The sequence below is a fragment of the Wolbachia endosymbiont (group B) of Camptogramma bilineatum genome, assembly GCF_947251825.1.
Taxonomy (GTDB): Bacteria; Pseudomonadota; Alphaproteobacteria; order Rickettsiales; family Anaplasmataceae; genus Wolbachia.
In genome coordinates this window covers 1,220,031-1,243,002 of record NZ_OX366391.1, presented here as the reverse complement: position 1 = coordinate 1,243,002, position 22,972 = coordinate 1,220,031, and the positions used below count along the sequence as shown (strand labels likewise).

General features: G+C 36.1%; 23 protein-coding genes and 3 pseudogenes. 14 read left to right on the top strand and 12 right to left on the bottom strand.

The features are described from left to right. Positions 1-461 precede the first annotated feature (461 nt). The 9 genes from OPR44_RS06250 (at position 462) to OPR44_RS06210 (ending at position 7,537) form a co-directional block, all read left to right on the top strand. On the top strand, positions 462-1,178 hold the full coding sequence (locus OPR44_RS06250; RefSeq protein WP_265014721.1) for a hypothetical protein: 717 nt from the start codon (positions 462-464) through the stop codon (positions 1,176-1,178). Between the two features lie 65 nt (positions 1,179-1,243). Beyond that, the gene (locus OPR44_RS06245; RefSeq protein WP_265014720.1) at positions 1,244-1,618 is read left to right on the top strand and encodes a hypothetical protein; all 375 of its coding nucleotides are present in this window, start codon (positions 1,244-1,246) and stop codon (positions 1,616-1,618) included. A 9-nt stretch (positions 1,619-1,627) separates the two neighbouring features. Then, a complete protein-coding gene (locus tag OPR44_RS06240; protein WP_265014719.1) occupies positions 1,628-2,386 on the top strand; it encodes a hypothetical protein in 759 nt (252 codons plus the stop codon). A 192-nt stretch (positions 2,387-2,578) separates the two neighbouring features. Further along, positions 2,579-3,001: a hypothetical protein gene (locus OPR44_RS06235; protein ID WP_265014718.1), complete on the top strand. Its 423-nt coding sequence runs from the start codon at positions 2,579-2,581 to the stop codon at positions 2,999-3,001. A 374-nt stretch (positions 3,002-3,375) separates the two neighbouring features. Beyond that, a complete protein-coding gene (locus tag OPR44_RS06230) occupies positions 3,376-3,675 on the top strand; it encodes a hypothetical protein (RefSeq protein ID WP_265014717.1) in 300 nt (99 codons plus the stop codon). Between the two features lie 59 nt (positions 3,676-3,734). Beyond that, on the top strand, positions 3,735-4,850 hold the full coding sequence (locus OPR44_RS06225) for a hypothetical protein (RefSeq protein ID WP_265014716.1): 1,116 nt from the start codon (positions 3,735-3,737) through the stop codon (positions 4,848-4,850). 598 nt (positions 4,851-5,448) lie between these two features. Then, positions 5,449-6,624 carry an RHS repeat-associated core domain-containing protein gene (locus tag OPR44_RS06220; RefSeq protein ID WP_265014715.1) on the top strand — a complete coding sequence of 392 codons (1,176 nt, stop codon included), beginning with the start codon at positions 5,449-5,451 and terminating at the stop codon, positions 6,622-6,624. A 54-nt stretch (positions 6,625-6,678) separates the two neighbouring features. Further along, positions 6,679-7,026, top strand: a complete 348-nt coding sequence (locus OPR44_RS06215) for an IS630 transposase-related protein (protein WP_213864026.1) — start codon at positions 6,679-6,681, stop codon at positions 7,024-7,026. Between the two features lie 10 nt (positions 7,027-7,036). After that, entirely contained in the window at positions 7,037-7,537 is a 501-nt protein-coding gene (locus tag OPR44_RS06210; protein WP_213864029.1) for an IS630 family transposase, read from the top strand. Positions 7,538-7,648: 111 nt separating this feature from the next. On the opposite strand, the pseudogene OPR44_RS06205 reads toward OPR44_RS06210, so the two are convergent. After that, positions 7,649-8,485, bottom strand: a pseudogene (locus OPR44_RS06205) (IS630 family transposase). Between the two features lie 60 nt (positions 8,486-8,545). Here OPR44_RS06205 and OPR44_RS06200 point away from each other — a divergent pair. Then, positions 8,546-8,725 (top strand): annotated as a pseudogene (locus OPR44_RS06200) (transposase); the annotation flags it as partial. Here OPR44_RS06200 and OPR44_RS06195 read toward each other — a convergent pair. The 6 genes and pseudogenes from OPR44_RS06195 to OPR44_RS06170 all read right to left on the bottom strand — a co-directional run bounded on the left by OPR44_RS06195 (position 8,720) and on the right by OPR44_RS06170 (position 14,824). Continuing rightward, on the bottom strand, positions 8,720-8,881 hold the full coding sequence (locus tag OPR44_RS06195; RefSeq protein ID WP_265014714.1) for an ankyrin repeat domain-containing protein: 162 nt from the start codon (positions 8,879-8,881) through the stop codon (positions 8,720-8,722). The pseudogene OPR44_RS06200 and the gene OPR44_RS06195 overlap by 6 nt on opposite strands. 102 nt (positions 8,882-8,983) lie before the next feature. Further along, positions 8,984-10,021: pseudogene (locus OPR44_RS06190) on the bottom strand (IS481 family transposase); the annotation flags it as partial. A 161-nt stretch (positions 10,022-10,182) separates the two neighbouring features. Continuing rightward, complete coding sequence (locus OPR44_RS06185; protein ID WP_265014712.1) at positions 10,183-12,771, bottom strand: ankyrin repeat domain-containing protein; 2,589 nt, start codon at positions 12,769-12,771, stop codon at positions 10,183-10,185. Positions 12,772-13,093: 322 nt separating this feature from the next. Then, complete coding sequence (locus OPR44_RS06180; protein WP_213864023.1) at positions 13,094-13,495, bottom strand: helix-turn-helix domain-containing protein; 402 nt, start codon at positions 13,493-13,495, stop codon at positions 13,094-13,096. A 22-nt stretch (positions 13,496-13,517) separates the two neighbouring features. Beyond that, a complete protein-coding gene (locus OPR44_RS06175; RefSeq protein WP_265014711.1) occupies positions 13,518-13,856 on the bottom strand; it encodes a helix-turn-helix domain-containing protein in 339 nt (112 codons plus the stop codon). A 44-nt stretch (positions 13,857-13,900) separates the two neighbouring features. Beyond that, positions 13,901-14,824, bottom strand: coding sequence for a hypothetical protein (locus OPR44_RS06170; RefSeq protein WP_265014710.1), 924 nt, complete (start codon positions 14,822-14,824; stop codon positions 13,901-13,903). Positions 14,825-15,022: 198 nt separating this feature from the next. Between OPR44_RS06170 and OPR44_RS06165 the strand changes: the two genes are divergently transcribed. Both OPR44_RS06165 and OPR44_RS06160 read left to right on the top strand, forming a co-directional pair. After that, positions 15,023-15,421 (top strand): hypothetical protein, encoded by a 399-nt coding sequence (locus OPR44_RS06165; protein ID WP_265014709.1) that lies wholly within the window; start codon positions 15,023-15,025, stop codon positions 15,419-15,421. Continuing rightward, positions 15,379-16,104, top strand: a complete 726-nt coding sequence (locus OPR44_RS06160; RefSeq protein WP_265014708.1) for a hypothetical protein — start codon at positions 15,379-15,381, stop codon at positions 16,102-16,104. The genes OPR44_RS06165 and OPR44_RS06160 overlap by 43 nt, the downstream gene beginning before the upstream one ends. 135 nt (positions 16,105-16,239) lie before the next feature. Here the strand turns inward: OPR44_RS06160 and OPR44_RS06155 are convergent, their stop codons facing one another. The 4 genes from OPR44_RS06155 to OPR44_RS06140 all read right to left on the bottom strand — a co-directional run bounded on the left by OPR44_RS06155 (position 16,240) and on the right by OPR44_RS06140 (position 17,732). Further along, positions 16,240-16,431 carry a hypothetical protein gene (locus OPR44_RS06155; protein ID WP_265014707.1) on the bottom strand — a complete coding sequence of 64 codons (192 nt, stop codon included), beginning with the start codon at positions 16,429-16,431 and terminating at the stop codon, positions 16,240-16,242. Between the two features lie 30 nt (positions 16,432-16,461). Then, complete coding sequence (locus tag OPR44_RS06150) at positions 16,462-16,602, bottom strand: helix-turn-helix domain-containing protein (RefSeq protein WP_265014706.1); 141 nt, start codon at positions 16,600-16,602, stop codon at positions 16,462-16,464. 34 nt (positions 16,603-16,636) lie between these two features. Then, positions 16,637-16,969: a helix-turn-helix domain-containing protein gene (locus tag OPR44_RS06145; protein ID WP_264719938.1), complete on the bottom strand. Its 333-nt coding sequence runs from the start codon at positions 16,967-16,969 to the stop codon at positions 16,637-16,639. Positions 16,970-17,072: 103 nt separating this feature from the next. Further along, complete coding sequence (locus tag OPR44_RS06140) at positions 17,073-17,732, bottom strand: JAB domain-containing protein (protein WP_264719936.1); 660 nt, start codon at positions 17,730-17,732, stop codon at positions 17,073-17,075. 327 nt (positions 17,733-18,059) lie between these two features. Here OPR44_RS06140 and OPR44_RS06135 point away from each other — a divergent pair, with 327 nt between their 5' ends. Next, positions 18,060-18,830 carry a polysaccharide deacetylase family protein gene (locus tag OPR44_RS06135; protein WP_264377400.1) on the top strand — a complete coding sequence of 257 codons (771 nt, stop codon included), beginning with the start codon at positions 18,060-18,062 and terminating at the stop codon, positions 18,828-18,830. A gap of 20 nt (positions 18,831-18,850) precedes the next feature. Next, positions 18,851-20,407 (top strand): penicillin-binding transpeptidase domain-containing protein, encoded by a 1,557-nt coding sequence (locus OPR44_RS06130; protein WP_265014705.1) that lies wholly within the window; start codon positions 18,851-18,853, stop codon positions 20,405-20,407. A 99-nt stretch (positions 20,408-20,506) separates the two neighbouring features. On the opposite strand, the gene lon is transcribed toward OPR44_RS06130, so the two are convergent. Continuing rightward, positions 20,507-22,963, bottom strand: coding sequence for an endopeptidase La (gene lon / locus OPR44_RS06125; RefSeq protein ID WP_265014704.1), 2,457 nt, complete (start codon positions 22,961-22,963; stop codon positions 20,507-20,509). Between the last annotated feature and the right edge of the window lie 9 nt (positions 22,964-22,972).

Here is a 22,972-nt window from a genome sequence, read left to right as displayed (position 1 = left end):
TGAAGTTTTTATTTAATTAACTTTCTAGAGCAAGTAATAGATGATAAATATATGCGAATACAATACAATTGAAAGTTGCATCAGTTGAGATGGATGATATAACACCTCAAAATATTAAATGTTTGTAGCAAGAAGCAAAGGCAATGATAGAAAGTTATCAAAGAGTAATTGATGTGCTATCAACATGATATAAGTTTATGAAAAAACTTTTTTTCTGATGAGAGAGTTATAAAATTCAAAGCTTTTTTGATAAAAATAAACTTTTAAAAAATAATTTGGACGTTTTTTCTACCAATCTTGTATATATATAACATAAACTTGAAAAAGTTTTTTAAATGTGATCTGCATTTGACAGCTTGTGTCGAGGCAAGGGACTTTTTAAAATAATGTAATATATCTCCAGAAAGAGGATAGATGGTACAAGACTATCTATCAACCAATAAATTAATCGAGGAATAAAAATGACTAAAATAACCCAGTTTGACAATCCGAATGACATCGAAAACATGGATAATCTGAAAATAAAAGTGTCAACCGGAAATCTATCACCTAAGATATACGCTAACGGCAGGAATCAGCTCGAAGTAGAAATTACCGCAAAGGCAACGAAGAAAGTTGGTGATGAAGATAAACCTCTTCACTTTTCGAAAGATACGTGGATTAGTATATTAAACTTACGCTATGCTCAATCTGACTCAAAGCTTAACCGTAAAGGCAACAGCGGCTGGTGTTTTACTGGTGACAAAAATGATTATTGCGGAGAAGTTGGGGTAAATTCAGCTTCAAAGACTTCATGTTTTAGTGTAAATGATGAAGGTACTGTTATTATCTGTATGTATGTATATGCTAACCTGACAAAGGGAGAAACTGAGCGTATCGCAGTCAGTGTGGATACCAATAACGGTAAACATTTTACCACAGCAGATAATTCGACTAGCATTGACACCATGTCTGTTACTGTTAATGCGTTACCAAAAATTGATTATAGCCTACGACAAAATATAAAATTAGATGGCATGCCTAAAAGTATAGATGATTTCAGTAAAATTGTTTCTAATATGGCAGTAAGGCGAAGTCTTAATGACCCAGAAGAATCTGTGTGGTATGTAGGAGTTAGTTCAAAGAAAAGGTTTACTATTAAACCTGCGCTTGTAGAATATGGAATGCATTTAAATTAGTTAGTCCAATTAGGAATAATGCAAACCTGTCTTCATGTAACTTTCCGGATAACATGAAACCTGACATGATTCGGGGAACAGGGGGTGCTAATTTCGATGCTCAGTTTATATTTGTTAATCAAAAAACTTATGGATTAAGTTCTAATAGTAAAATCAATGTTCATGATAATAGTAGTGCGAGAGGTTATTTATACCATTACGAGATTGGCGTAAACGATACAAGACATTATTGGGAGAAAAACTTAGATGATGGTTCTATCACCGTAGATATCTGTAATCACCGCATCCCATGGCCTGATATAATCAAATATGAATGGGAAGATCAAGGTAAATTGATTAAGTTAAATGTAATAGATAATTATGGAAATGGCGGAGTTGTTACAATCGAAGCACCTAATAATGAGCATTTATGGCCAATATTATATGTAAATGGAGAATGATAAAGTATTATGTATACACCATCGTATTATACTAGTGCTGGTAATTTCATCAGCGCTGTTCAAGGTAGCGTCGATCCACGCACCGGACTTTTTAATGTTCACCTGCCGCTAGCAAACGCTCAAGCCAATGCACTAATGGGACCAATGCTGTCACTTACCCTACTGTATTCACCTTTATCCACAGTCGATAATGGTTTCGGGAAAGGATTTCGCTTGAACTTCTCCCGGTATGATAAAAACACCAGACAGTTGTTGCTTTCCAATGGTGAAGAATACCGAATGGGTAACAATGATCAGGTGCAACAACAAAAACTCAAAAGCTTTATCTTTAAAAAACTAGATAACAACACCTGTCAGATTATCTGTAAATCTGGCCTCATAGAACATCTATCCCTACGTAGCGGTGAAATTTATGTTCCCTCACAGATTTCATCCGCTGATGGACGAACACTGAACTTAACCTGGGATTCCTCCTTCTCTCCGGCTAGGCTAACCCAGATAACCGATGATGAAGGAACACTTTTGTGCTCTGTAACCTATCCTGATATTACTTCGGCTGATACCATATTCACACTTTTACCGGGGAAGGCAAATCTTAGTTATAAAATTATCTTTAAGTTCCATAATGGAATGCTAGAAAAAGTTACCAGTGAGGCAGTTAACCCCGGTCTGGTCTGGTCCTTTGGATACGAGTATATTGGTCCACAAAAAAAATTATTTGGCGATTACAGATGTTCGTTCACCCACTGGGCTGATAGAAAAAGTTAGCTACTATACTCAAGCTGAAGACAGAATGGCTTTTCCTGATACTGCCAATCTAACTCCACTACCATGTGTACATCAGCACACGCTTATTCCTGGTGGGGGAATCCTCCAAGTGTTACTATATGGTCTTACACGCAAGAAAATTATCTGGGGAAAGATGCTCCTTTCAATCAGTGGCAACCGGACCAGGACCAGATGTTGAATATACTGCTTGCCAATTATCAATATGGTTCAACTGCGGAACATCAAAATGCAGATGGGTTAAGTAAGGTAACCAGGCGTTATAACTCCTATCACCTACTGATATCTGAAACAATTGTTAGGAAAGGAAAAAAATACGTCAGTGAAACCGAGTATTACGCAAAAGCGGGTGTCAATTTTAATAACCAACACACCCAGTATGCATTACCAAAAAAGCGGACAGAGTCTTGGTCTGAGCTCAGCGAGCAATGTGTAACCTCCTCCCGTACCATGGTGACGCATTATCAATTTGATGAATTGGAAATCCTGTTTACCAGGAAACGTCGGACGGGACGATTAGTGAATATACCTATTATCCTGCAACAGGAGAAGGAAGTAACTGTCCGGCAGACCCGTATGGGTTTACCCGGTATTTAAAAATACAAACTGTTACACCACCGAAAAAAAAGTGGTAATGAACCAGCAAGCATGACTCGTTACAGTTGGCAGAAGTTGGAGTCATTAACGAGTAACAGATACGCAGTAGTGCAGAAGACTATGGAGCAGACTATAGGTAATAGAAGTAGCCTGACTAATAATACCTATTACTCTGAAAAAAGATTATCAGCACTATATGGTCGAATTAATTGCCAAGATGTTACTTTGACACCCGATATCAACCAAGCAAGAACGTTTACAAGCAAAGAGATATTTACGTATGTAATTAGTAAGGCATCCGATCAAATCCTAGAATGCCGTGAGTTCAATGGACACGATGGTTTAACCGCAAAAAAAAAACGACAGTTCGGCATATGTGGCACGGCACAGTGATGTCTGAAATCACTCCACAAAATGTGGAGATTCGTTATTGCTATGACACTCTGGGTCGAATAACACGCCGTACCTTATGTCCAGATTCCGAGTATGAAAATACCAGCACATGGGAATATGGTATTAGTAAAGAAGAAGGTCCCTATTCAATAGAAACTGATGCATCAGGGAATAAAAATAAAACGCATTTTGACGGTGCTGGACGTGCTATCAATCAGCAAAGATTTGATGTAGATACTGCTGCGTGGTATGGAGGCTTTTTCTGCACCATAATCCTCTAGGTGAAGTAATCTCCTGCACGGTAAGGGACTGGCTGCCAGGTGGTACCGATGTTTTCCCTTTGACATCAAACGTTACCTATGGTGGATGGGGAGAAAAGAAAGAAGTTGCATTTTCTGACGGTAGAAAAACACTGCAACAGACTGACCCCATTACTCTCACCCAGACGGTTTATAGCCAAGCCACAGGTATAACAAGCGGCAGCATAACCACGGTACTGGATGAAAAAAGTCAACTGCCGATTAGTAAAGTACTAAAAGAAGACCCAAACGGCAAACAAATATACAGCTCGAGCCACTATACCTGGAACGGGCTCGGCCAGCTATGTGAGGAAAAAGATGAACTGGGTCATATTACGAAAAGAACCTATGATGAATATGGTCGAGTGTTAACACAAATTCTGCCTGATGGTACTATCGTGAGCCGAACCTATGCACCTCACCTAACCGGTAATCAGGTCGTTTCCATAAGCGTCTCTGGGCGTGATACTAATGGTACTTTCCGGACCTGGAAGCTTGGCACTCAAACTTTTGACAGTCTGGGAAGGATAACAAAATGTGTTAGCGGTGGTCGCACCACTTTATACAGTTATCAGGGAGCATCGCCAGGGCCGTCAACTGTTACCCTACCATCTGGTAAAACTGTGAAATACAACTACATTCCAGCACTGGGCAATTTAGTTAGCAGCATTGTTACTGATGGTATCACCCAAACATTCAACTATAATAAGAAAACCGGGAAATTGCTGGAAGCTCAGGAAGCCAGCTCAAAGCTTGAGAATACCTGGTCAAAGGCCGGTAAGCTAAAGGAGGAGGCATTTTCGCATGATGGGCAGAACCGTAAAGCAAAGTATACTTATACACTAAATGGGGCTCCTATCTCCTATACCGATGTTACCGACAAAAAGACTCAGTACAGTATGGATGCTCATGGTCGAGTAACCAGTATTACCGATGATACATTGATAGTTAGCATATCTTATGACGATTTGGGGCGGTTAAAAAAGCAAACTGTTCGCGACATTGCCTCCACCTCATGGCTGACCACCGCCCTAAACTATGATAGCTTTGGTCGCGAAATTACGCGTACGTTGACTAACAACTCTAAAATGACACTGGTATTGTCACAGAAATGGAAAAAATGGTCTCCTTGCCGAACGCACTACGCAGAAAAATAATGTTGAACTACGCAAAGAGCAATATGACTATGACGACCGTAATCGATTAATCAGTTATAGCGCATCAGGTAGTAGCCTTCCTGTTGATGCCTATGGTCATTTAATGACAGCGCAGAATTACACCTACGATGCACTGAATAACCTTACATCCGTGTTTACTTGGCTTTCTGACGGGCGCGCAAACAAAGCAAAGTATAGTTATGACAATAGTAGTGACCCGACGCAGTTGACAAAGATCACCAATTCACACCTAGAGTATCCAGTAGATATCATTCTAACCTATGACGCTGAAGGTAGGATGAACCGTGATGAAACTGGCAAAATACTGACCTATGACGTAATGGGACGTCTGACTAGCGTTAGCGGAAACAATGGCCGCTCAGGCACCTATGGTTATGATGCGTTGAACCGCTTGATTACCCGCAACACCGGCAACAATGATATTGTGGAATTATATTACCGTGGGGCTGAACTGGTCAATGAAGTTACCGCATCAGCAAACAAGGAAACCAGACTGATTAAAACAGGTCATACCTGCCTGGCTATAAGTGACGACAAGGGCCTGACTCTAACGAATGGAGACAATAATGACAGTCTATTGTGGTCCGAAAATGCTAGCACCTCAGACAAAGAAGGTCAGCTCCACGTCTGGTCACCTTACGGCAGTGGTACACCCGACAACAGACTACTAGGCTTTAACGGTGAACGTGTTGACCCGGTAAGCGGTACTTATCATCTGGGTAATGGTTACCGCGCTTACAGTCCAGTTTTGATGCGCTTTAACTGTCCAGATAGCTTGAGCCCATTTGGTGCTGGCGGTATTAACCCTTATGCCTACTGTGCTGGCGACCCAATAAACCACACAGACCCGTCAGGTCATCTTAGCTGGCAGGGTATTGTTGGAATAGTGGCTGGAGCGATAGGGCTTGCTTTTGCAGTGTATACAGCTGGATCATCAATAGCTGCGGCTGGCGGGGTAATGGCGGCCATCAGTTCAGCCTCGGCTCCATCATTTGCTATTGATGTTTTTGGTGTTGCATCGGACATCACGGCGATAGCCAGCGGTGCAACAGAGGAAGCTAGTCCTGAAGCTTCTTCGATACTAAGCTGGATATCACTAGCCATGGGACTGACTGGAATGGCTGTTGGTATTGGTATGGGATTGCGAGTTTATCGTGGAAAAACGGGGTATAGATATAGAGGAGACAGTTATCAGGGACATTCAATCTATGAAGAAGCCTGGTTTGAAGACGTCCATGATGCTGTGGTCCGAGAATTAAAAAACAAAAGAATATCACCGAAATGGCATATAATTGAGCACAATAATGCCCTGAAGTTTGGTGCAGACACTCAAATAACAAGTAGTGATATTACTATTCCAATCAAACATTTATCCAAGATTCAAGAGGATCAACGTTCAATTATTATTTTAAGCGGCGGTCATGGTAATGAGTTTGGTGCTAACTGGACCAGAGTAAGAGATAGCGGTCCTCCTGGACCTTTACCACATATTATTAGGTCTCCCTGGCAGCATGATCCTGATTTTTGGGTTGAAGATGTTGAAAGATTTGTAGGAGATAAAAAATTTCAATCACTACGGAGTAGGATTAGTATAGTTGATATTTCTGAAATGAGCGTTTATAAATTCAGAGACATTATTTGCAGCGATAGTCATGTTATTCTTGGATTTTGTTTTGGACGGAACGATAAAGCACTTCGATATTTCCTGGGTATAAATTCAGTTATTTCATATGTAAACCCTCCCAAGTTATAACTATAGTATTTCCTAAAGTAAATGATAAAGGTATAATAAAGTATTTGAGTTATAATGGCATATAGTGTGGATTTAAGGGAAAAGGCAGTATTGATGATAGAAAAAGGTAAGACAAAGGTTGAGGTAGCAGAGCTTATGGAGATAGGAATAGCAACTCTGTACCGTTGGTTAAAAAAGAAAGCTGCTGGTGAAAGCCTCAAGCCATCTAAAAACGGTAGCTTTATTCGAAAAATAGACCCCAAAATACTCGAAGAATATGTTACAAAGAATCCAGATCATACTCTGGCAGAGATGAAACAAAATCTTGGATTTGGAATAAACTCAATTTGGTATAGACTAAAACAGCTAAAAATTACTTTAAAAAAAAGTCACACTATATCAAGAGCGCAATCAAGAAGATAGGGAGCAATTTATTGATAAAATCTCAAAAATAGACCATTCCAGCATCTTATATATAGATGAAGCAGGAGTTGATAATAAGTTATACCGAGAATATGGACGCGCTCCAAGAGGAAAGAAAATTTATGCAGATATTCCAGGGAGAACTCGAGAGAGAATCAGTATAGTAGCCGGGTGGATTGGAAAGAGATTTATTGCACCAATGACTTTCAAAGGTGGGTGTGACAAAGAGGTATTCAATACATGGTTGGAGAAGATGTTATTACCTACATTGCCACTTGGCACAACTATAGTTATGGATAATGCTACATTTCATAAGACCACTAAAACAAAATCATTAATAGAGTCTTTTGGCTGTCATTTGCTGTATCTTCCAACATATTCACCAGATTTGAATCCTATAGAATACTGTTGGCATACCATCAAAAGCCGCCTCAGACCTCTCATGTATAAATATACAGACTTACAGCTTTTGGTTGGTAATACCATAATGGAACTTTATCATCCATTTTAGAAAATACTATAGTTGATGCTGGCTACACAGGAGAAAATTTTGCAACACAAATAAAAGCAACTATTGGCGCTACCGTTGAAGTATAGCCCTTCCCATAATAGTCCAAAAAGGTCATAAGAAGGAAGAATCGACAGCATGACGAAAAGATTTGAATAGAGAAATGTTTTTCCTGATTCTGTTTTTTATAGCAAACCAATTATGCTCAATTTTGTTAAAATCTGGAGAATACGGAGGCAGATATAAAATTTCTGCACCAACCCCTTTAGCAAGTTCGGTAATCTTATTAGACTTATGAAAAGTAGCATTATCAAGGATAACAGTTTGTCCAGGTTCCAAAATCGGTGTCAGAAACTGCTCAAACCATTTATTAAAGATATCCATATTGCAGTGGCCTTCAAAGGTTAACGGAGCAATTATTTTTCTTCCACTTAAGGCTGCAACCATGCTAATTCGTTGAGTTTTCTTCCCAGATTTTAGGGCATAAAACCGCTGTCCTTTCTGGCAATACCCATAGGTTCAGTGTTATCAATGCCAGACTCATCTATATACACTAATTCTTTAGGTTCTTTTGTTGCTATAACCTTTGAAAATTGAGCTCGCTTTTCTTCATTTCTTTCTTTATATCCGTAGGTCTTTTTTTTCTTGTGAATCCTATATTTTTAAGTGCTCGATGAATTGTTTGTCTACTAATATTGCCCCAGCATCTCTGACTGAGTTTTGCCACCTTGCTCATTTGCAAATTCGGCAAATGCATTCCAGTCGGTAATTTTATGCCACGCTTCCAGGCTTTTTTGACTGAAAATCTCCCGTTTTCTCACGTCTTTTCTTCCACTCATATAAAGTTGTTTTTCCGATCTTAAATCTCTTGGCAACAGTTTCTCCACTCTCCCCTTCATCCAACGCTTCCATTACCTTTTTCCTTAAGTCATAACTATATGCTACTGGCATCCTTACCTTCACTACTATAAATCTACATCTTACTCTTTTTGGACTATTATGGGAAGCGCTATAATAAAGCGAAACGAATTACACACCTTTGTCGTATTGCCGAAAAGATGGGTTGTTGAGAGATCTTTTGCTTGGTTGCAAAAATGTAGGCGATTGTGGAAAAATTGCGAGCGGAAACTCAACACTAGCCTACAAATGCTCTTTCTTGCTTTCGCTGCTTTGCTTCTGAAAAGATTATGAACAGGCTCTAAGAAACTTTACAATCTCAATATGACCTCCTTTAGAAGCATGATGTAAAGCTGTCCAATTATTTCTATCTTTGCTATCAATAGTAGCTTCTTTTTCTTCAATCAAGTATTGTACAACATTAAGGCTATTGCTTGCAGCAGCATCCACTTATTTTCCCCTTGTTCATTAACACTTAATCCTTGTTGATCGATAAAAAATTCTACAATATCCTTGTGTGTAATAGTTTAGACTTGATCTGACAGTCATGAATTATCTGACAGAAGAATCGACGAAGTCAAAACCGATATCAGAATCTGTTTTAATGTTATCAATATTTTTTTGGTAAGCAATATGCATACTATCAAAAAAGGTCTGCATAGGAGTCTTACCATAGCAATACTTACCGGAATGAGGTCTAGTTCTGTTGTAAGAATGCAACCAATGATCGACATCTAACTGAAGCTCCTCCAAAGTACTATAAATCTTTTTCCTGAAGATAATATTGTAACATTCATCTTGCATAGTTCTATGAAACCTTTCACATATACCATTAGTCTGTGGAGAGTAAGCTTTGGTTCTAGAATGATCAATATTTTCTACTCCCAAATATAACTGGTAAGCATGATTTCCTGGCTTGCCACAATACTCTGTACCACGATCAGTTAAAATGCGTAGCAATGGAACTTTCTGTTCGTCAAAAAATGGTATAACTCTATCATTGAGAAGATCTGCAGCTGTGATAGCAGTTTTCTCCGTATAAAGTTTAGCAAAGGCCACTCTAGAGTAGGTATCAATAAAAGTTTGTTGATAAATTCGTCCAATACCTTTGATATTACCTACATAATAGGTATCTTGACTACCTAAGTATCCAGGGTGTTGTGTCTCAATTTCGCCATTGGCCTCTTTTTGTTCCTTGGTTTTTTCTAAAGCAGCAACTTGCTCCTCTGTCAAAATTATACCGTCTTGGATCACCTTCGCTTCCAGTGCTTTCAATCTCTTTTTAAAATTTTCGAGGTCGTTTCTTTGCCATATTGACCTTATCCCGCTAGCAGATATTAGAATTCCTTTTTTCTTTAACTCATTAGCTGCTCTTTCTTGTCCATATGCTGGAAACTCTACTGCTATTTTAACTACTGCTTCTTCTGTATCCTTTGGTACTCTATTGGCAAGTAATGGTTTGCTTTTGTTTATCTCATATAATGCTTTTTCTCCTCCTGCTTCATACAGTTCTTTAAAACGGTAAAATGTATCTCTCGAATATCCCATCACTTTACATGCCTGTGATACATTCCCTAATTGTTTTGCAACCCAACTTTGGTTTTAGTATTTTTTTTTGTGTTATACTCATATCTGACACTCCTTTAAAATTTATTTATATTTTTATCTTACTTTATTAGTCTGTCAGATCAAGTCTAAACTATTACACCTTATGCCCATTTTTTGCAGCAATGTGCAAAGGTTTTTCCCTACTATCTGCTCTTGCGTTTACATTTGCTTTTTTTTTCTACCAGAAATTCTGCTGCTTTTGTATAACCGTTGCAAGCAGCATAATGGAGTGGTGTCCAGTTATTCAGATCTGAATAGTTAACATCAATCTCATTTGCAAAAAGACCTTTAATCTTATTAATGTCATCACCAAAGTTATCTCCTCTTACAGCATTGAATAGCTCTCTACTCCGCAATAACTTTGCCACCTCCCTGTGACTATCTCCTTTTTCAACAGCAAGTTGCAACGGCGTTTCTCCACTTAAACCCGTAGCGCCAATATTTGCTCCTTTTTCTATAAGAAATTTTACTACCGGTAATCGATTTTTATAAACGGCATAGTGAAGCGGTGTCCAGTTATTTTTTCCTACTTCATCAATATTTGCTTGCTTACTCAGAAAAAGCTCTACCACGTCACCTTTGCCATAAGTAGCAGCAAGATGTAAAGGTGTATTTCCGTCAGAATCTTTAGCGTTAACAACATTTGGATCTTTATTGATAAGTTCTGTTGCTAGCGTTTTATACCCTAAGCTAGCAGCGTAATGTAACGGCTGCCATCCATTTTTCTCGTATGAATAATTAAGATTTTGAATATATTTTCTGACCTTTGATACATCATTTTTCCTTATAGCATCAATCAACGCCTTGCCCTGCAACATTGCTTTAACTTCTTGCCGATTACTTTCACCTTGGGAAAGCTGTTGAGCAAGGTCAAGTGGAGTTACACTATTAGAATTTTCAGCATAAATATCTGCTTCTTTTTTTATCAAAAACTTTACTAAATCGCTGCTACCTTTGTTAACAGCATGATGTAGCGGTGTCCAATTATCCTTTCCTTGATCATTAATATCTAGTCCCTTCTCATCAATGAAGAATTTTACAATTTTTGTATGTGCATGGCTGGACGCAATATGTAAGGGTTTATCTCCATCATTAGTTGTAGCATTAATGTTTGCTCCTCTTTCCACTAGTAGCTTTACCAGCTCTTGAGCTTCTGTTTTTTTATTAGCAATATAATGTAACGGGGTCCATCCGTTGTTATCTTCACGGTTAATTTCAGCTCCTTCCTCAAGGCATTTTTTGATCTTATTAATATTTCCTTCTTCTATTGAATTAAGCAATGCTCTACTCAATAATAACCGTGTTGTTGCCTGATGGTCTTTTTCTTTAGCTAATTGTAACGGTGTCTTGTTACCAGAATTTATAGCTTCAATATTTGCTTCCTTTTCAAGAAGAAGCTCTACAATATTTTTATGACCTTGATCAGCAGCAATATGTAAAGGCGTATTTCTCTCATAGTCTTTAGCATTAATAACACTTAAATCCTCTGCTATGAGCACTTCTGCTGAAGATTTATAACCTAAACTTGCAGCATAGTGTAATGGAGTCCACTTATTACTTTCATACAGATAACTAACTTTAGCTTTCCTCTCAATAAGATTTGAGACTTCTGTAATATCATTCTGCTTTACAGCATCAATTAATGCCTTACCTAGCAGTATTTCTTTCACTTTTTCATAGTCCTTGTCTTTAATGAGGTCAAATGGAGTTTTATTGCCATAATTTTTAGCATTGATATTTGCTCCCTTTTTCTCTACTAAGTACCTAACGACATCAACGCGATTACTTTCAGCAGCATAATGTAGGGGTGTCCAATTATCCTTTCCTTGATCATTAACACTTAGTTTTTTTTCATCCAAAAAGAACTTTACAATATTTTCATGTCCGTTTCTTGCAGCAATGTGCAAGGGCTTATTATTATCAGAATTTCTAGAATTAATGTCTGCATTTTTATCTACTAAAAACCTTACAAATTCCAAATCATCTACTGTTCTATTAGAAGCATAATGTAAGGCTGTCCAACCATTCTGATCTTTATAATCAATTTCTCCTTTTTTAAGACATTCCTGAACTTTTTTACTACTTCCTTCCTTTGCAGCATCAAGCAATGCTTTATTTTGTCGTAACTTTTCCCTTTCTGATTCTTTTCCCCTCAAAAATTCTGTAATAGATTGAAACCTATTTTCCTCAGCAAGCTGTAATGGTGTTTTACCAACAGGATTTTTTTTGCTAATATCTGCTCCATTTTCTACGAGGAATACCACAACTGAGTACTTACCTTCTTCAGAAGCGTAATGCAATGGTGTCCAAGCACCATTAGCTAGAGCATCAATCGTTGCGTTTTTTCCTACTAAAAACTTTGCCATCTCAAGTTCACCTTTTTTAGCGGCATAGTGAAGTGGCGTCACGTAATCTTTTCCTGGATCATTAACATCCATTTTTTTCTCATTAATAAAAAACTCTACGATTTTTGTATGTCCATTATCTGCAGCAATATGTATAGGCTTCTGCTGAGCATTGGTTTTACCATCGATAAGGTTTATACCTGTTAAGTTTGCTAAAAATTCTGTAGCGTTTAAGTTGCCATACTGAGCAGTATAGTGTAGCAAATTCCACCCATCTACGTCAGAATGCCCAGCAATAGTCACATTATCGTTTATAAGTTCTACAACTTTTCTGTTATTATTATTTCTTATAGCTTGTTTTATATTTTCAAACTGCTCTGATGGCATCTAACCCTCTCTAAAATTGACAAAATCCTCACCAAAAAGCTCTTTGCATTAATAGGTTATGTATAAACATTTTACAGTGCAATATTTATTTTAAAAATGCAAGTTTTGGATTAAAGGAAAACAGAAAAGACCGGAAAGTAGAGTAAACTCAATAATTACAAAATAGAATACAGTCTTCTGGAATAAAGTAATTTCCTGCGCGAAACAGCGCTATCCATGTTAAAGAATTAAAAAATGGAATTGCTGTCTTTCTATAGTATAAAGTACAAATAACTGATTAGGTGGCTTGAGGAAAGAATACTAAAACAATACCTTAACTTCTCTACTCTGAGATTGACGTGCATTTAACATCCCATTTGAAGCCTGTGTTAGCAAGAGCTTTAATCACTAAATGAACAATATCGCGCAATGCTTCATCCTTAATTTTTCTATATTCCCTTACTAATCGGGATATTTCTTCGCTGCCCACATCGCTACGAAAGGCCTTATCATGCAAATCTTCAGAGGCTTTGGTAAAAAAATATGACATATCAACTGACAAAGCTTCTGCCAAATTATACAATCTATCAACTACAAGCCTTACCTCTCCAGTTTCATATCCTTGTATATGCTGAAATGAAATTCCAAGCTTCTTTCCTAAGTCTCTTTGACTAAAACCACACATTAACCTTCTTTTCCTTATTCTTTCCCCTATTTGTTTATCGATAGGATGTTGTATAGTCATTTTACGTATCAGGTAATATTAACTATGTATTATCACTTTGAGAAAAAGATTTTACCAATATATAAACTGCACTACGTAACCTTTTGCTCTTAATTTCGTTATATCCTTTAACTAACTTTAACACCTCTTCATCATAAGCTTCATGTGAGTCAGCATGCATATCAGTAAAAAAGTTAGCAACATCAATAGATAGAGCTTTTGCTAAGTCATATATCCTACTGGCTAAAACACAATTTGAACCATTTTCGTATTTTTGTATCTGTCTGTATGAAACACCTATTCTCTTTCCTAATTCGGTCTGTGTCAAACCACGATCTAACCTAAGTTGTTTTATTTTTTTACCTAATTGTATGCGATCCACCTTTAATTTTAGCTATTCAATTTACAACAAATTTTATGAAAAAGCTAGCAAAGTAATTGCTTTAATAATTTCTGCCTCTCGCTAATTAAATCGCTTGGCCTTACGTGTTTTTTCTCAATTTCCCTCATCTCTTTTTCTCGCTCTGCAATGCTATTTCTTATTACTTCAGCTGAATATCTACTTTTGCCACCTGTAAACTCTGATCTTAATCTCCTAACCTTATATTCGAGCTCAGCAAATTTTTCATGTTTTTCAAGGAGTTCTATCATGTGACTGATTTCAGAATTTAGCTTTTTTTCCTCAATATCTCTCACAATAAAAGAAAGGAGAAGCTTATCTATTTGGTAATCAATATTTGGTTGATCGGCAAATAGATTAATTAGGGCTTTTACATCAGTAGGATTTGCAACTAATAAGCTAAAATTACTATATAAAAAACTATAGAACTTTATCATCTTCTCAAGATAATTTTTCATATCCTGTGATAATGGTAATTCTTTGCTGATTCCTGACAGCGATATTTTCAATTCTTCCAAGTATTTCGTATCAAAATTACTTACTTCTGTAGGTGAAAGAATCATCAGCAGCTTTTTTACAAGCTCAACATCATTTGACTTAACTACATTATAAAGAGCTTTTTCCTTATCTTCTTTTAAATCATAAAGTTCTGATGAGTTATCTGTGCTGAACAGATATTCAGTATTTCCCTGAGGAGAGTAGATTAAAATGTCCACTTCTCTTAGCGGGTGGTCATCATTAAACTTTTCTAGTAACTGCTTATCGGTAATTTCCTCTATCGCTACAGCTGCTTTACTGATCCTTTTCAGCTCAGAAACATTATCTCTTGAATTTTCAAGTATATCTTTAGCCTTGTCTAGCAGCTGCTCATATAGAACTATTTTTTCTTTATTATCAAGTAGCTGACAATGCTTTTTCAGCTTTTCAGTAGAGTAAGATAGGAGATCCATTTCTTTCAATTTTATAATCACAATACCCCATTTTTGTTGAAACTGAAATAATTTTTATAGGATGTGTTTTTCTAGTGTAAATGCCTGTAAAGTTTGTTATTGCAATATACAGTAAATCAATAAGTCGTATAGCGTTAACAATTAAATAACATTTATCACGTTATGATCGAATAGTAATAAGATTAAGTGAGGGTTACAATGAAAAAAATAAAAAGTAAAAAATTGTCTAGTAAAATGTTAAAAGCGGTAGAGCGAATAGCAAAAGAAGGGTTGTTACCTAATTTTATAAAAGCTGCTCCAACAGCAAATAAAAAGATCAGTAAACTACCTGTCTTGTCATATCCTGAGGAGCTCAATCCATTTCGATCAGCTTTATCCAAGATAAGGCTAAGTGAATATGAAAATATGAAACTAAATGAATTCTTGGAAAAAGCTATTGCAGCTAAAAATATAAACAAGTTAAGTAAAGTTGTTGATGAAGCTTTGGATTTAGGAATAAGAATAAATGCTGCAATAAAAATGGCTTTAGCTTCGCTAACGTTACAATGTTTAAGATGTATCGTGATGGATTCAAAGGAAATAAACAAGAGGATATAATCAGGAAGTTAGCTTTAAATGGGGCAGATTTTAATGTACAAGTTGATAATAAAATAACTGAAATTTATCAAAAGGTGCAAAAAGAAATTGAGCCACAAATATATGATCTACTCAAAAAGCTCAGGGAAGTTGGAGAGAACGCTACTATAGAAGGAACTGTTGAAAATATAGAAATTGATAATAAGACCTTCTATATAGAATTTTCACATAGCTGCATAGTTGATGTTGCAAAAGTTGTAGAAGGTGCAAAAAATTTAGGCTTAAGTAAAGGAGACTTAAACCTTGGTGGCAATATCCTAAAAATAGGTGATGGTGAAGTTGAAGTCAAAACTGGGAAAGACGGCAAAAGAAACTACGTGGATATATCAGATAGCAGTGCTTTTACAGTAACACTTTGCACTAGCCTAGGAGAGCTAAATTTAATGGTATATCATGACACAGAAGACTATCATCAAGTACAAGTTGAGGTAGAAGATGAAGAAATGTGGAATGAGTTGCAAAAAATAGGAGAAATCGTAGGACAAGGTTGTTTATTTGGTGGCATGTCTGTTAAAGAAGCAGTAGAAAAAGGCAGTTTTACTAGGTGTGGAAGATGGGGCGATCCAAATTCTAAGAGTAGTGAGACTTTTTCTTGGGTAGATAAATTAAAAAATGATAAAACGACATCTGTAGGACGTTTTTGATTGATGGCTATGTTTTACATAGCCATAATTATTGCAAAGTAAAGTAGTTCTTGGAATTTAATCAAGATTACCATAAAAAATTTACCTTAACTAGCATTGCTTGTAGAAGTGGATTGAAGATATATTCAGGCAATATTATTTATTGGCAAGCGCTTTTATCACTGAATGCACAATATTACGCAACGTTTCATCCTTAATTTTCCTGTATTCCCTCACTAGCCTTGATATTTCTTCACTACCCACATCGCTACAAAAGGCCTTATCGTGTAAGTCTTCAGAAGCTTTGGTAAAAAAATATGACATATCAACGGACAAAGCTTCTGCCAAATTGTACAATCTATCAATTACAAGCCTTACCTATCCAGTTTCATATCCTTGTATATGCTGAAATGAAATTCCAAGCTTTTTTCCCAAATCCCTTTGACTAAAACCACACATTAACCTTCGCTTTCTTATTCTTTCACCTATTTGTTTATCAATAGGATGTTGTGTATCCATTTGTTAATGTCTTAATTCATATATACAAACAATACTAACTTTCATTGTAACCTTGAGAAAAAGATTTTACTAACGTATAAACTACACTACGCAGCCTTTTACTCTTAATTTTATTATATTCTTTAACTAATTTTAGTATTTCTTCATCATAACTTTCATGTGAGTCAGTATGCATAACAGTAAAGAAATCAGCAACATCTATCGATAGTGCTTTTGCTAAATCATATAATCTACTGGCCAAAACACAATTTGAACCATTTTCGTACCTTTGTATCTGCCTATATGAAACACCTATTCTTTTTCCTAACTCAGTTTGTGTTAAACCACAGTATAACCTAAGTTCCTTTATTTTTTTGCCTAATTCCACTTTTTATTACTAATTTTAGCTGTTCAAGCTTATATTAAATTTTTTAATTTATGAAGTGGAAAAAAAGAAGGAAAGCTAGAGAACTTTCCTTCCAGTCTAAAGATTACAATAAACCACTGTTATAAAAACTAAAATGGCTCTTCTGTGTTACGATTATATGATCTATTAATTTCATTCCTACATTTTCACAGGTTGCAGCTAATGTAAGTGTGTTATCTTCATCCTCTTTAGATGGCTCTATATCTCCACTTGGATGATTATGTGAAATTGCAACAGATGCTGCGTCAATCAGTAATCCCTGTTTGATTATTTCCCTCACATATAGAGGGACTCTATCTATAGTTCCACAGTCTTGAACATACTCATATATTAAATGACCACTTCGATCTAAGTATACCACTCGTAAGCTTTCCTTTCTTGACTGTCCTATTGCTGCTTTAAAGTATTTTAGTAGCTCTTCTCTATTATCAAGAATCGACAGCTTTTTTAACTTACCTTTCAATATCCTATCGAAAATCTCTTTCAGGCAAAAGATATTTGCTATTGCTCCATCGTTCATTCCTGTAACATTTTTTAGCTCGTGAAGATCAGCATTAATTACCCTTCCTAAACTACTAAAGAGCTCCATTAGCTTTTTGGCAACTTCTCTTCCTTCTGTGTATGCAGATAGATTACGTTCCAGTAGCTCATGGTCAAGCAAAGACCTACCTCTGCTTGATAGAATACGAGTTTCTAATTTTTCTTTTCTCTCACTATTATTCATAAAAACCTCCAAGATCAACATTATATACAAATTCAACGCCAGCTTTCTGACGCAGGAGTTCTCGAGGAATAACCCTCTTGAACTCTAAATTTGCAATGTTGTCCTTGTTGCTTTAAAAGCTGGAATACCATTTGCTATGTGAATTTGTGCATTAACATTTACTGTGCTGGTTCCCTGAAGTGCAACGGTATTTATATTTGCAATCATACTATATTATACAAAGTTATTAATATAGTATATTGATAAAGTAACGAAGTAAACGGTAGCTGTTAAAAGTGGTTTAATTTAGCAAAAAAGTGTAGTACTCTATCACTTTGCTGATTATATATGTTTATAAGAATAATCGCTTTTCTTTTGCTATATTCAAGCGCAGTTTTCTGTAGTGATTGTAACTTTAACTTACCATATCGTGGGCTCAGTTGTGATTTGGATCTATCATATAGAAATTTAAGTAATATAAAGAAATTATTGAATAACAAAGATAAGTTTGTTGCACTTACGTTTGATGATGGACCGTCTTATAATAGAGCGGGAGATATTATTAATATTCTGGAGAGCAATAAAACAAAAGCGACATTTTTTGTGCTTGGTGGACGTATAAATAAAAAAACATATGAGATAGTAAAGAAAATCCATGAAGCAGGTCATGAGTTAGGCAATCACTCTTGGTCGCATAGGAAGTTGACATCACTTTCAAGTGAGGAACAATTGCAAGAGCTGGAAAAGACAAATATAGCAATTAAAAATGTAACAGAACAGAATGTAAAATGGTTTCGTCCACCATATGGATGTCACAATGATAATTTGATCGAAAATACTAATCGATTAAATATGTGTTCCATACTATGGACAGTTGATTCTCTGGATTGGCAAGGTGATAAATCAGAGATTTTGGTTGAAAGAGTTTTAAGCAATGTACATAATGGAGCGATTATATTGTTCCATGATCACGATAACAAATCAAATACAGTTGAAGCTTTACCTCAGATTATTGAAATACTAAAAAAATCGGGTTACAAACTTGTTACCTTAAGTGAGTGGGAAGAAAGGGTTTGTGATGTAGTGAAAGCTAGAAATGTGCCAATAAAAGGAGGATGAGTGCGTTCTAAAGGAATTCTATGTGGACAAAAAACAAGGTCTTCAACCGCAGGGCATTCATATTAGGTGGTATTCAGCTTACTATTTCTGCTATTTTTAGTTATAGGTTGTATACTTTACAAGTACGAGATAGACAAAAATATGAAGTGCTATCCAATAATAATAGGATAAAAGTTGTTACTATTGTGCCTAAACGAGGCAGGATTTTGGATAGGAATAGCGTTGAACTCGCAGTAAACAAAATTTCGTATATTGTTTTATTTGATGGGCAAAAAACCTTTACTAGGGAAGTTGATTTTCAGATGTTATCAGAAATTAAACCTGATGCAACAAAATCATCAGATACAAAAATAACTGCTCTTTATAAACGTTATTACCCGTTTGGTTCGATATGTTCTCATATAATCGGATATACAAAAAGACAGCAAGACATAAATGAAGCAGGGGTTAGTGGAATTGAATATACATATGATCATGTATTAAAAGGCAAGACCGGAAAATCTGAGCAGGAAATAAATTCTAAGAAGCGTATCATGAGAGAGTTATCTAGCATACCGAAGCAAGACGGACAAGATATACAGCTGACAATTGATGTTGATTTACAGAAGAAAATTGCAGAGATATTTAAAGACCACCAAGGTTCCACAGTGGTAATTGATGTAAATAACGGAGAAATTTTAGCATTATATAATTCACCTTCTTACGATAATAATCTTTTCACTAGCAGATTATCAAATGAAACTTGGAAAAATTTAAACAATCTTTCATTACCGCTTGTAAACCGTGCATTATCATATCAAATTCCACCTGGTTCAATATTTAAAATAATAGATGCGCTTGAGGGTTTAAAAGATGGAATAATAACACCAGAAGAAAAGTTCTCGTGTAGGGGCTATATGAAAATAGGTGAACGAAAATTTCGTTGCCTAAAAAGCAAAGTCCATGGATATGTATCTTTAAACGAGGCAATGGCCTTCTCATGCAACACTTACTTTTATAATATAGGAAAAAAAATAAATGTAGATTCTCTACTAGAAATGGCTAGCAAATTTGGTATAGGAAGTGGACCATTAATTGGAATGTTTAAGGAAGAAGCTCCGGGATTGTTGCCTGATGTGGATTGGCGTGCACGCAAGCTATATTCAGAGTGGTATTTAGGTGATACCATTAACTTAGTTATAGGACAAGGGTATTTACTTACAACGCCATTACAGCTTGCGGTTCTTGCAGCGAGGGTTGCAACAGGAAAGGAGGTAATTCCCCACATTGAGATGAGTAAATCAGGGCAAGACTTTCTTGATATTGATGTGAATCATGAGCATCTTAGTGTGGTTCGAAAAGCTATGTTTGACGTGGTGAATTCTAACTATAGAAAAGGACTAGGCAGTATACAAATTGCTGGCAAAACCGGAACACCAGAGATAACCTCTAAAGGTGAAAGTCATAAATTGTTTATCGCTTATGGCCCCTACCATGATCCGCGCTATGCAATCTCAGTGTTTATAGAACATGGTAAAACTCCACGCCAAGATGTTGCAATTGCTAGTGAGATATTGCAATATATGCTTAAAAAATGAACTTATGAAATTTCCATATATGTTACTTGTAATTTATATATTCAAATCAGAGCTTTGAGGTTAAAAAAAAGAAACGAAAATTGCATAAACCTTTTCAATTTAGTGCTTTAATGTTTCTGATGAAGGGAAGGTATTATCCTTATTTTCTATGGAGGTAGACACACTAATTTCGTTATTATCATCAATTGAAGTAATAGGGTGCATCAAAGCAACTTTTATAACTTCATCAATATTCTCAGCAAAAATTACATTGATTTCTTCTTTTATATTTGCAGGAATCTCTTGCATATCTTTCTCATTTTTACTTGGTATAATCACAGTTTTGATTGATCCTCTTAGCGCAGCAAGCAATTTTTCTCTCAAACCCCCAATAGCCAACACTCTACCACGCAATGTTACTTCACCTGTCATAGCAACACTTTTGTTAACTGGTATATTTGTCATAAGAGAAACAATAGATGTACATACTGCACTGCCAGCAGAGGGACCATCTTTTGGCACAGCACCCTCAGGTACATGCAAATGTATATCATTATTTTGAAATTTTTCGGGTTTTATACCGAAAAATAAACAATTTGATCGCACATAACTATACGCAGCTTTTATAGACTCTTGCATAACCTCTCCAAGCTTTCCTGTGTATTTTATTTCCCCCTTGCCCGGAATTAGGACTGACTCTATCATTAAAATATCACCACCTGTTTCAGTATAGGCGAGACCAGTTACTACCCCTACCAAACTCTCATTTTCTGCAATGCCAAAGGTATACTTACGTACCCCTAGGTAATCTTGTAAATTACCAACCTCTACGGATATTTTCTTATTTTTATCAGTTAATATTGCTTTAACTGCTTTTCTCATGAGCTTTGCAAGTTCCCTTTCCATGCTTCGCACGCCGCTCTCACGTGTATATAAACGTATCAACTCGTATAATGCTTCATTAGTTATTTTCCACTCCTTCTGATGCAAACCATGCTCTTTTTTTAATTTTGGAATAAGGTGATGCGTAGCAATACTGATCTTCTCATCTTCGCTATATCCAGATAATTGTATAATTTCCATCCTATCACGCAAAGGATGTGGCAAATTTAAGCTGTTTGCCGTAGCTACAAACATTACACTTGAAAGATCAAATTCAACTTCCAAGTAATGATCCGTAAAGTGTTTATTGTGCTCAGTATCCAAAACCTCAAGTAATGCAGATGCAGGATCACCACGCGAATCAGAACCCATCTTATCTATTTCATCAAGCAGAAAAAGCGGGTTGCATGAATTAGCTTTTTTCATGTGTTGAATGACTTTACCAGGCATTGAGCCAATATAAGTTTTTCTGTGTCCTCGTATTTCAGACTCATCACGTATACCACCAAGAGATATGCGAACAAAATCTCTTCCTACTGCTTTTGCCATAGACTTAGCTAAAGAAGTTTTACCAACACCAGGTGGTCCAACTAAGCAAAGTATAGGACCCTTTATCTCTTTTACTCTCTTTAATACTGCTAAAAATTCTATTATTCTATCTTTTACTTTCTCTATGCCATAATGATTTTCATCTAAGATTTTTTTAGCCGCATTTAAGTTAATTTTTGCATCTTTGTACTTTCCCCATGGCAAATCAAGCAACCAATGCAAGTAACTAGATATAACTGTTGCTTCAGGAGAAATGGGATTCATTTTCTTATATCTCTTTAAGTCAGTTATGGCTTTCTCTTTTGCTTCCTCAGAAAGCTTTGTTTCATTTATCTTTTTTTCAAATTCATTGAGTATATTCCCTTCATCTCCATTTTCAAACTCACCTAATTCTTTCTGTATAGCTTTTAATTGCTCATTAAGGTAGTAAACTTTTTGAGTACTTTCAACCTGTGATTTAATTGTCTTATACAAGCGGTTTTGTGCACTCAAAATACTTATTTCTCTCTCAATAAGAGCAAAAACTTTTTTTAAACGCTCTTTTGGGTTATAAACTTCAAGTATGTTTTGCTTATCTGATACCTTTATATTTAAGTGCGAAGCTATCACATCTACAATTTGATTAACCTCTTTAACTTGATCAATAGGGTCAATAATAATCTCGGGTCGACTTTTCTTGCTTAGTTTACACCAATTGTCGAATGCATCTATAACAGAACGCCTTAAAGCTTCTAAATCAATATTATCTTCATTTTCTCCATACTCATAATGACCATCTAACGCTACTCTGGCCTGTAACAAAGTGTGAGAGCTAATATATTCTATAACTCTTCCCCTTCTTACCCCATGAATCATGACTTTTACTGCATTGTCAGGCAGTTTTATTAATGGTTGTATAATGTTTGCTAACACGCCTACTTCATAAAGATTCTCTGGCTCTGGATTATCAATAGAACCATCTTTTTGTGCTATGAGAAAAATCTCGTTTTGGTGATTACTGCTACTTATTGCATACTCTAGTGCATGAACAGATTTTTCTCTACCTACGAATAAAGGCAACATTATATTTGGAAAAATTACTACATCTCTTAGAGGTAATACTGGTAATACAGTAGAATTAAAGTTTACAGCACGTCCAATACTCATAATATATGC

Bases quoted from the DNA above. Each gene is read 5' to 3' on its own strand.
- OPR44_RS06140 (WP_264719936.1), bottom strand. From the start codon at position 17,732: ATGAATAATAGTGAGAGAAAAGAAAAATTAGAAACTCGTATTCTATCA.
- OPR44_RS06230 (WP_265014717.1), top strand. From the start codon at position 3,376: ATGTGGCACGGCACAGTGATGTCTGAAATCACTCCACAAAATGTGGAG.
- OPR44_RS06135 (WP_264377400.1), top strand. From the start codon at position 18,060: ATGTTTATAAGAATAATCGCTTTTCTTTTGCTATATTCAAGCGCAGTT.
- lon (WP_265014704.1), bottom strand. From the start codon at position 22,963: ATGAGTATTGGACGTGCTGTAAACTTTAATTCTACTGTATTACCAGTA.
- OPR44_RS06250 (WP_265014721.1), top strand. From the start codon at position 462: ATGACTAAAATAACCCAGTTTGACAATCCGAATGACATCGAAAACATG.
- OPR44_RS06160 (WP_265014708.1), top strand. From the start codon at position 15,379: ATGTATCGTGATGGATTCAAAGGAAATAAACAAGAGGATATAATCAGG.
- OPR44_RS06150 (WP_265014706.1), bottom strand. From the start codon at position 16,602: ATGGATACACAACATCCTATTGATAAACAAATAGGTGAAAGAATAAGA.
- OPR44_RS06180 (WP_213864023.1), bottom strand. From the start codon at position 13,495: ATGACTATACAACATCCTATCGATAAACAAATAGGGGAAAGAATAAGG.
- OPR44_RS06130 (WP_265014705.1), top strand. From the start codon at position 18,851: ATGTGGACAAAAAACAAGGTCTTCAACCGCAGGGCATTCATATTAGGT.
- OPR44_RS06170 (WP_265014710.1), bottom strand. From the start codon at position 14,824: ATGGATCTCCTATCTTACTCTACTGAAAAGCTGAAAAAGCATTGTCAG.
- OPR44_RS06215 (WP_213864026.1), top strand. From the start codon at position 6,679: ATGGCATATAGTGTGGATTTAAGGGAAAAGGCAGTATTGATGATAGAA.
- OPR44_RS06165 (WP_265014709.1), top strand. From the start codon at position 15,023: ATGAAAAAAATAAAAAGTAAAAAATTGTCTAGTAAAATGTTAAAAGCG.
- OPR44_RS06235 (WP_265014718.1), top strand. From the start codon at position 2,579: ATGTTGAATATACTGCTTGCCAATTATCAATATGGTTCAACTGCGGAA.
- OPR44_RS06185 (WP_265014712.1), bottom strand. From the start codon at position 12,771: ATGCCATCAGAGCAGTTTGAAAATATAAAACAAGCTATAAGAAATAAT.
- OPR44_RS06245 (WP_265014720.1), top strand. From the start codon at position 1,244: ATGATTCGGGGAACAGGGGGTGCTAATTTCGATGCTCAGTTTATATTT.
- OPR44_RS06240 (WP_265014719.1), top strand. From the start codon at position 1,628: ATGTATACACCATCGTATTATACTAGTGCTGGTAATTTCATCAGCGCT.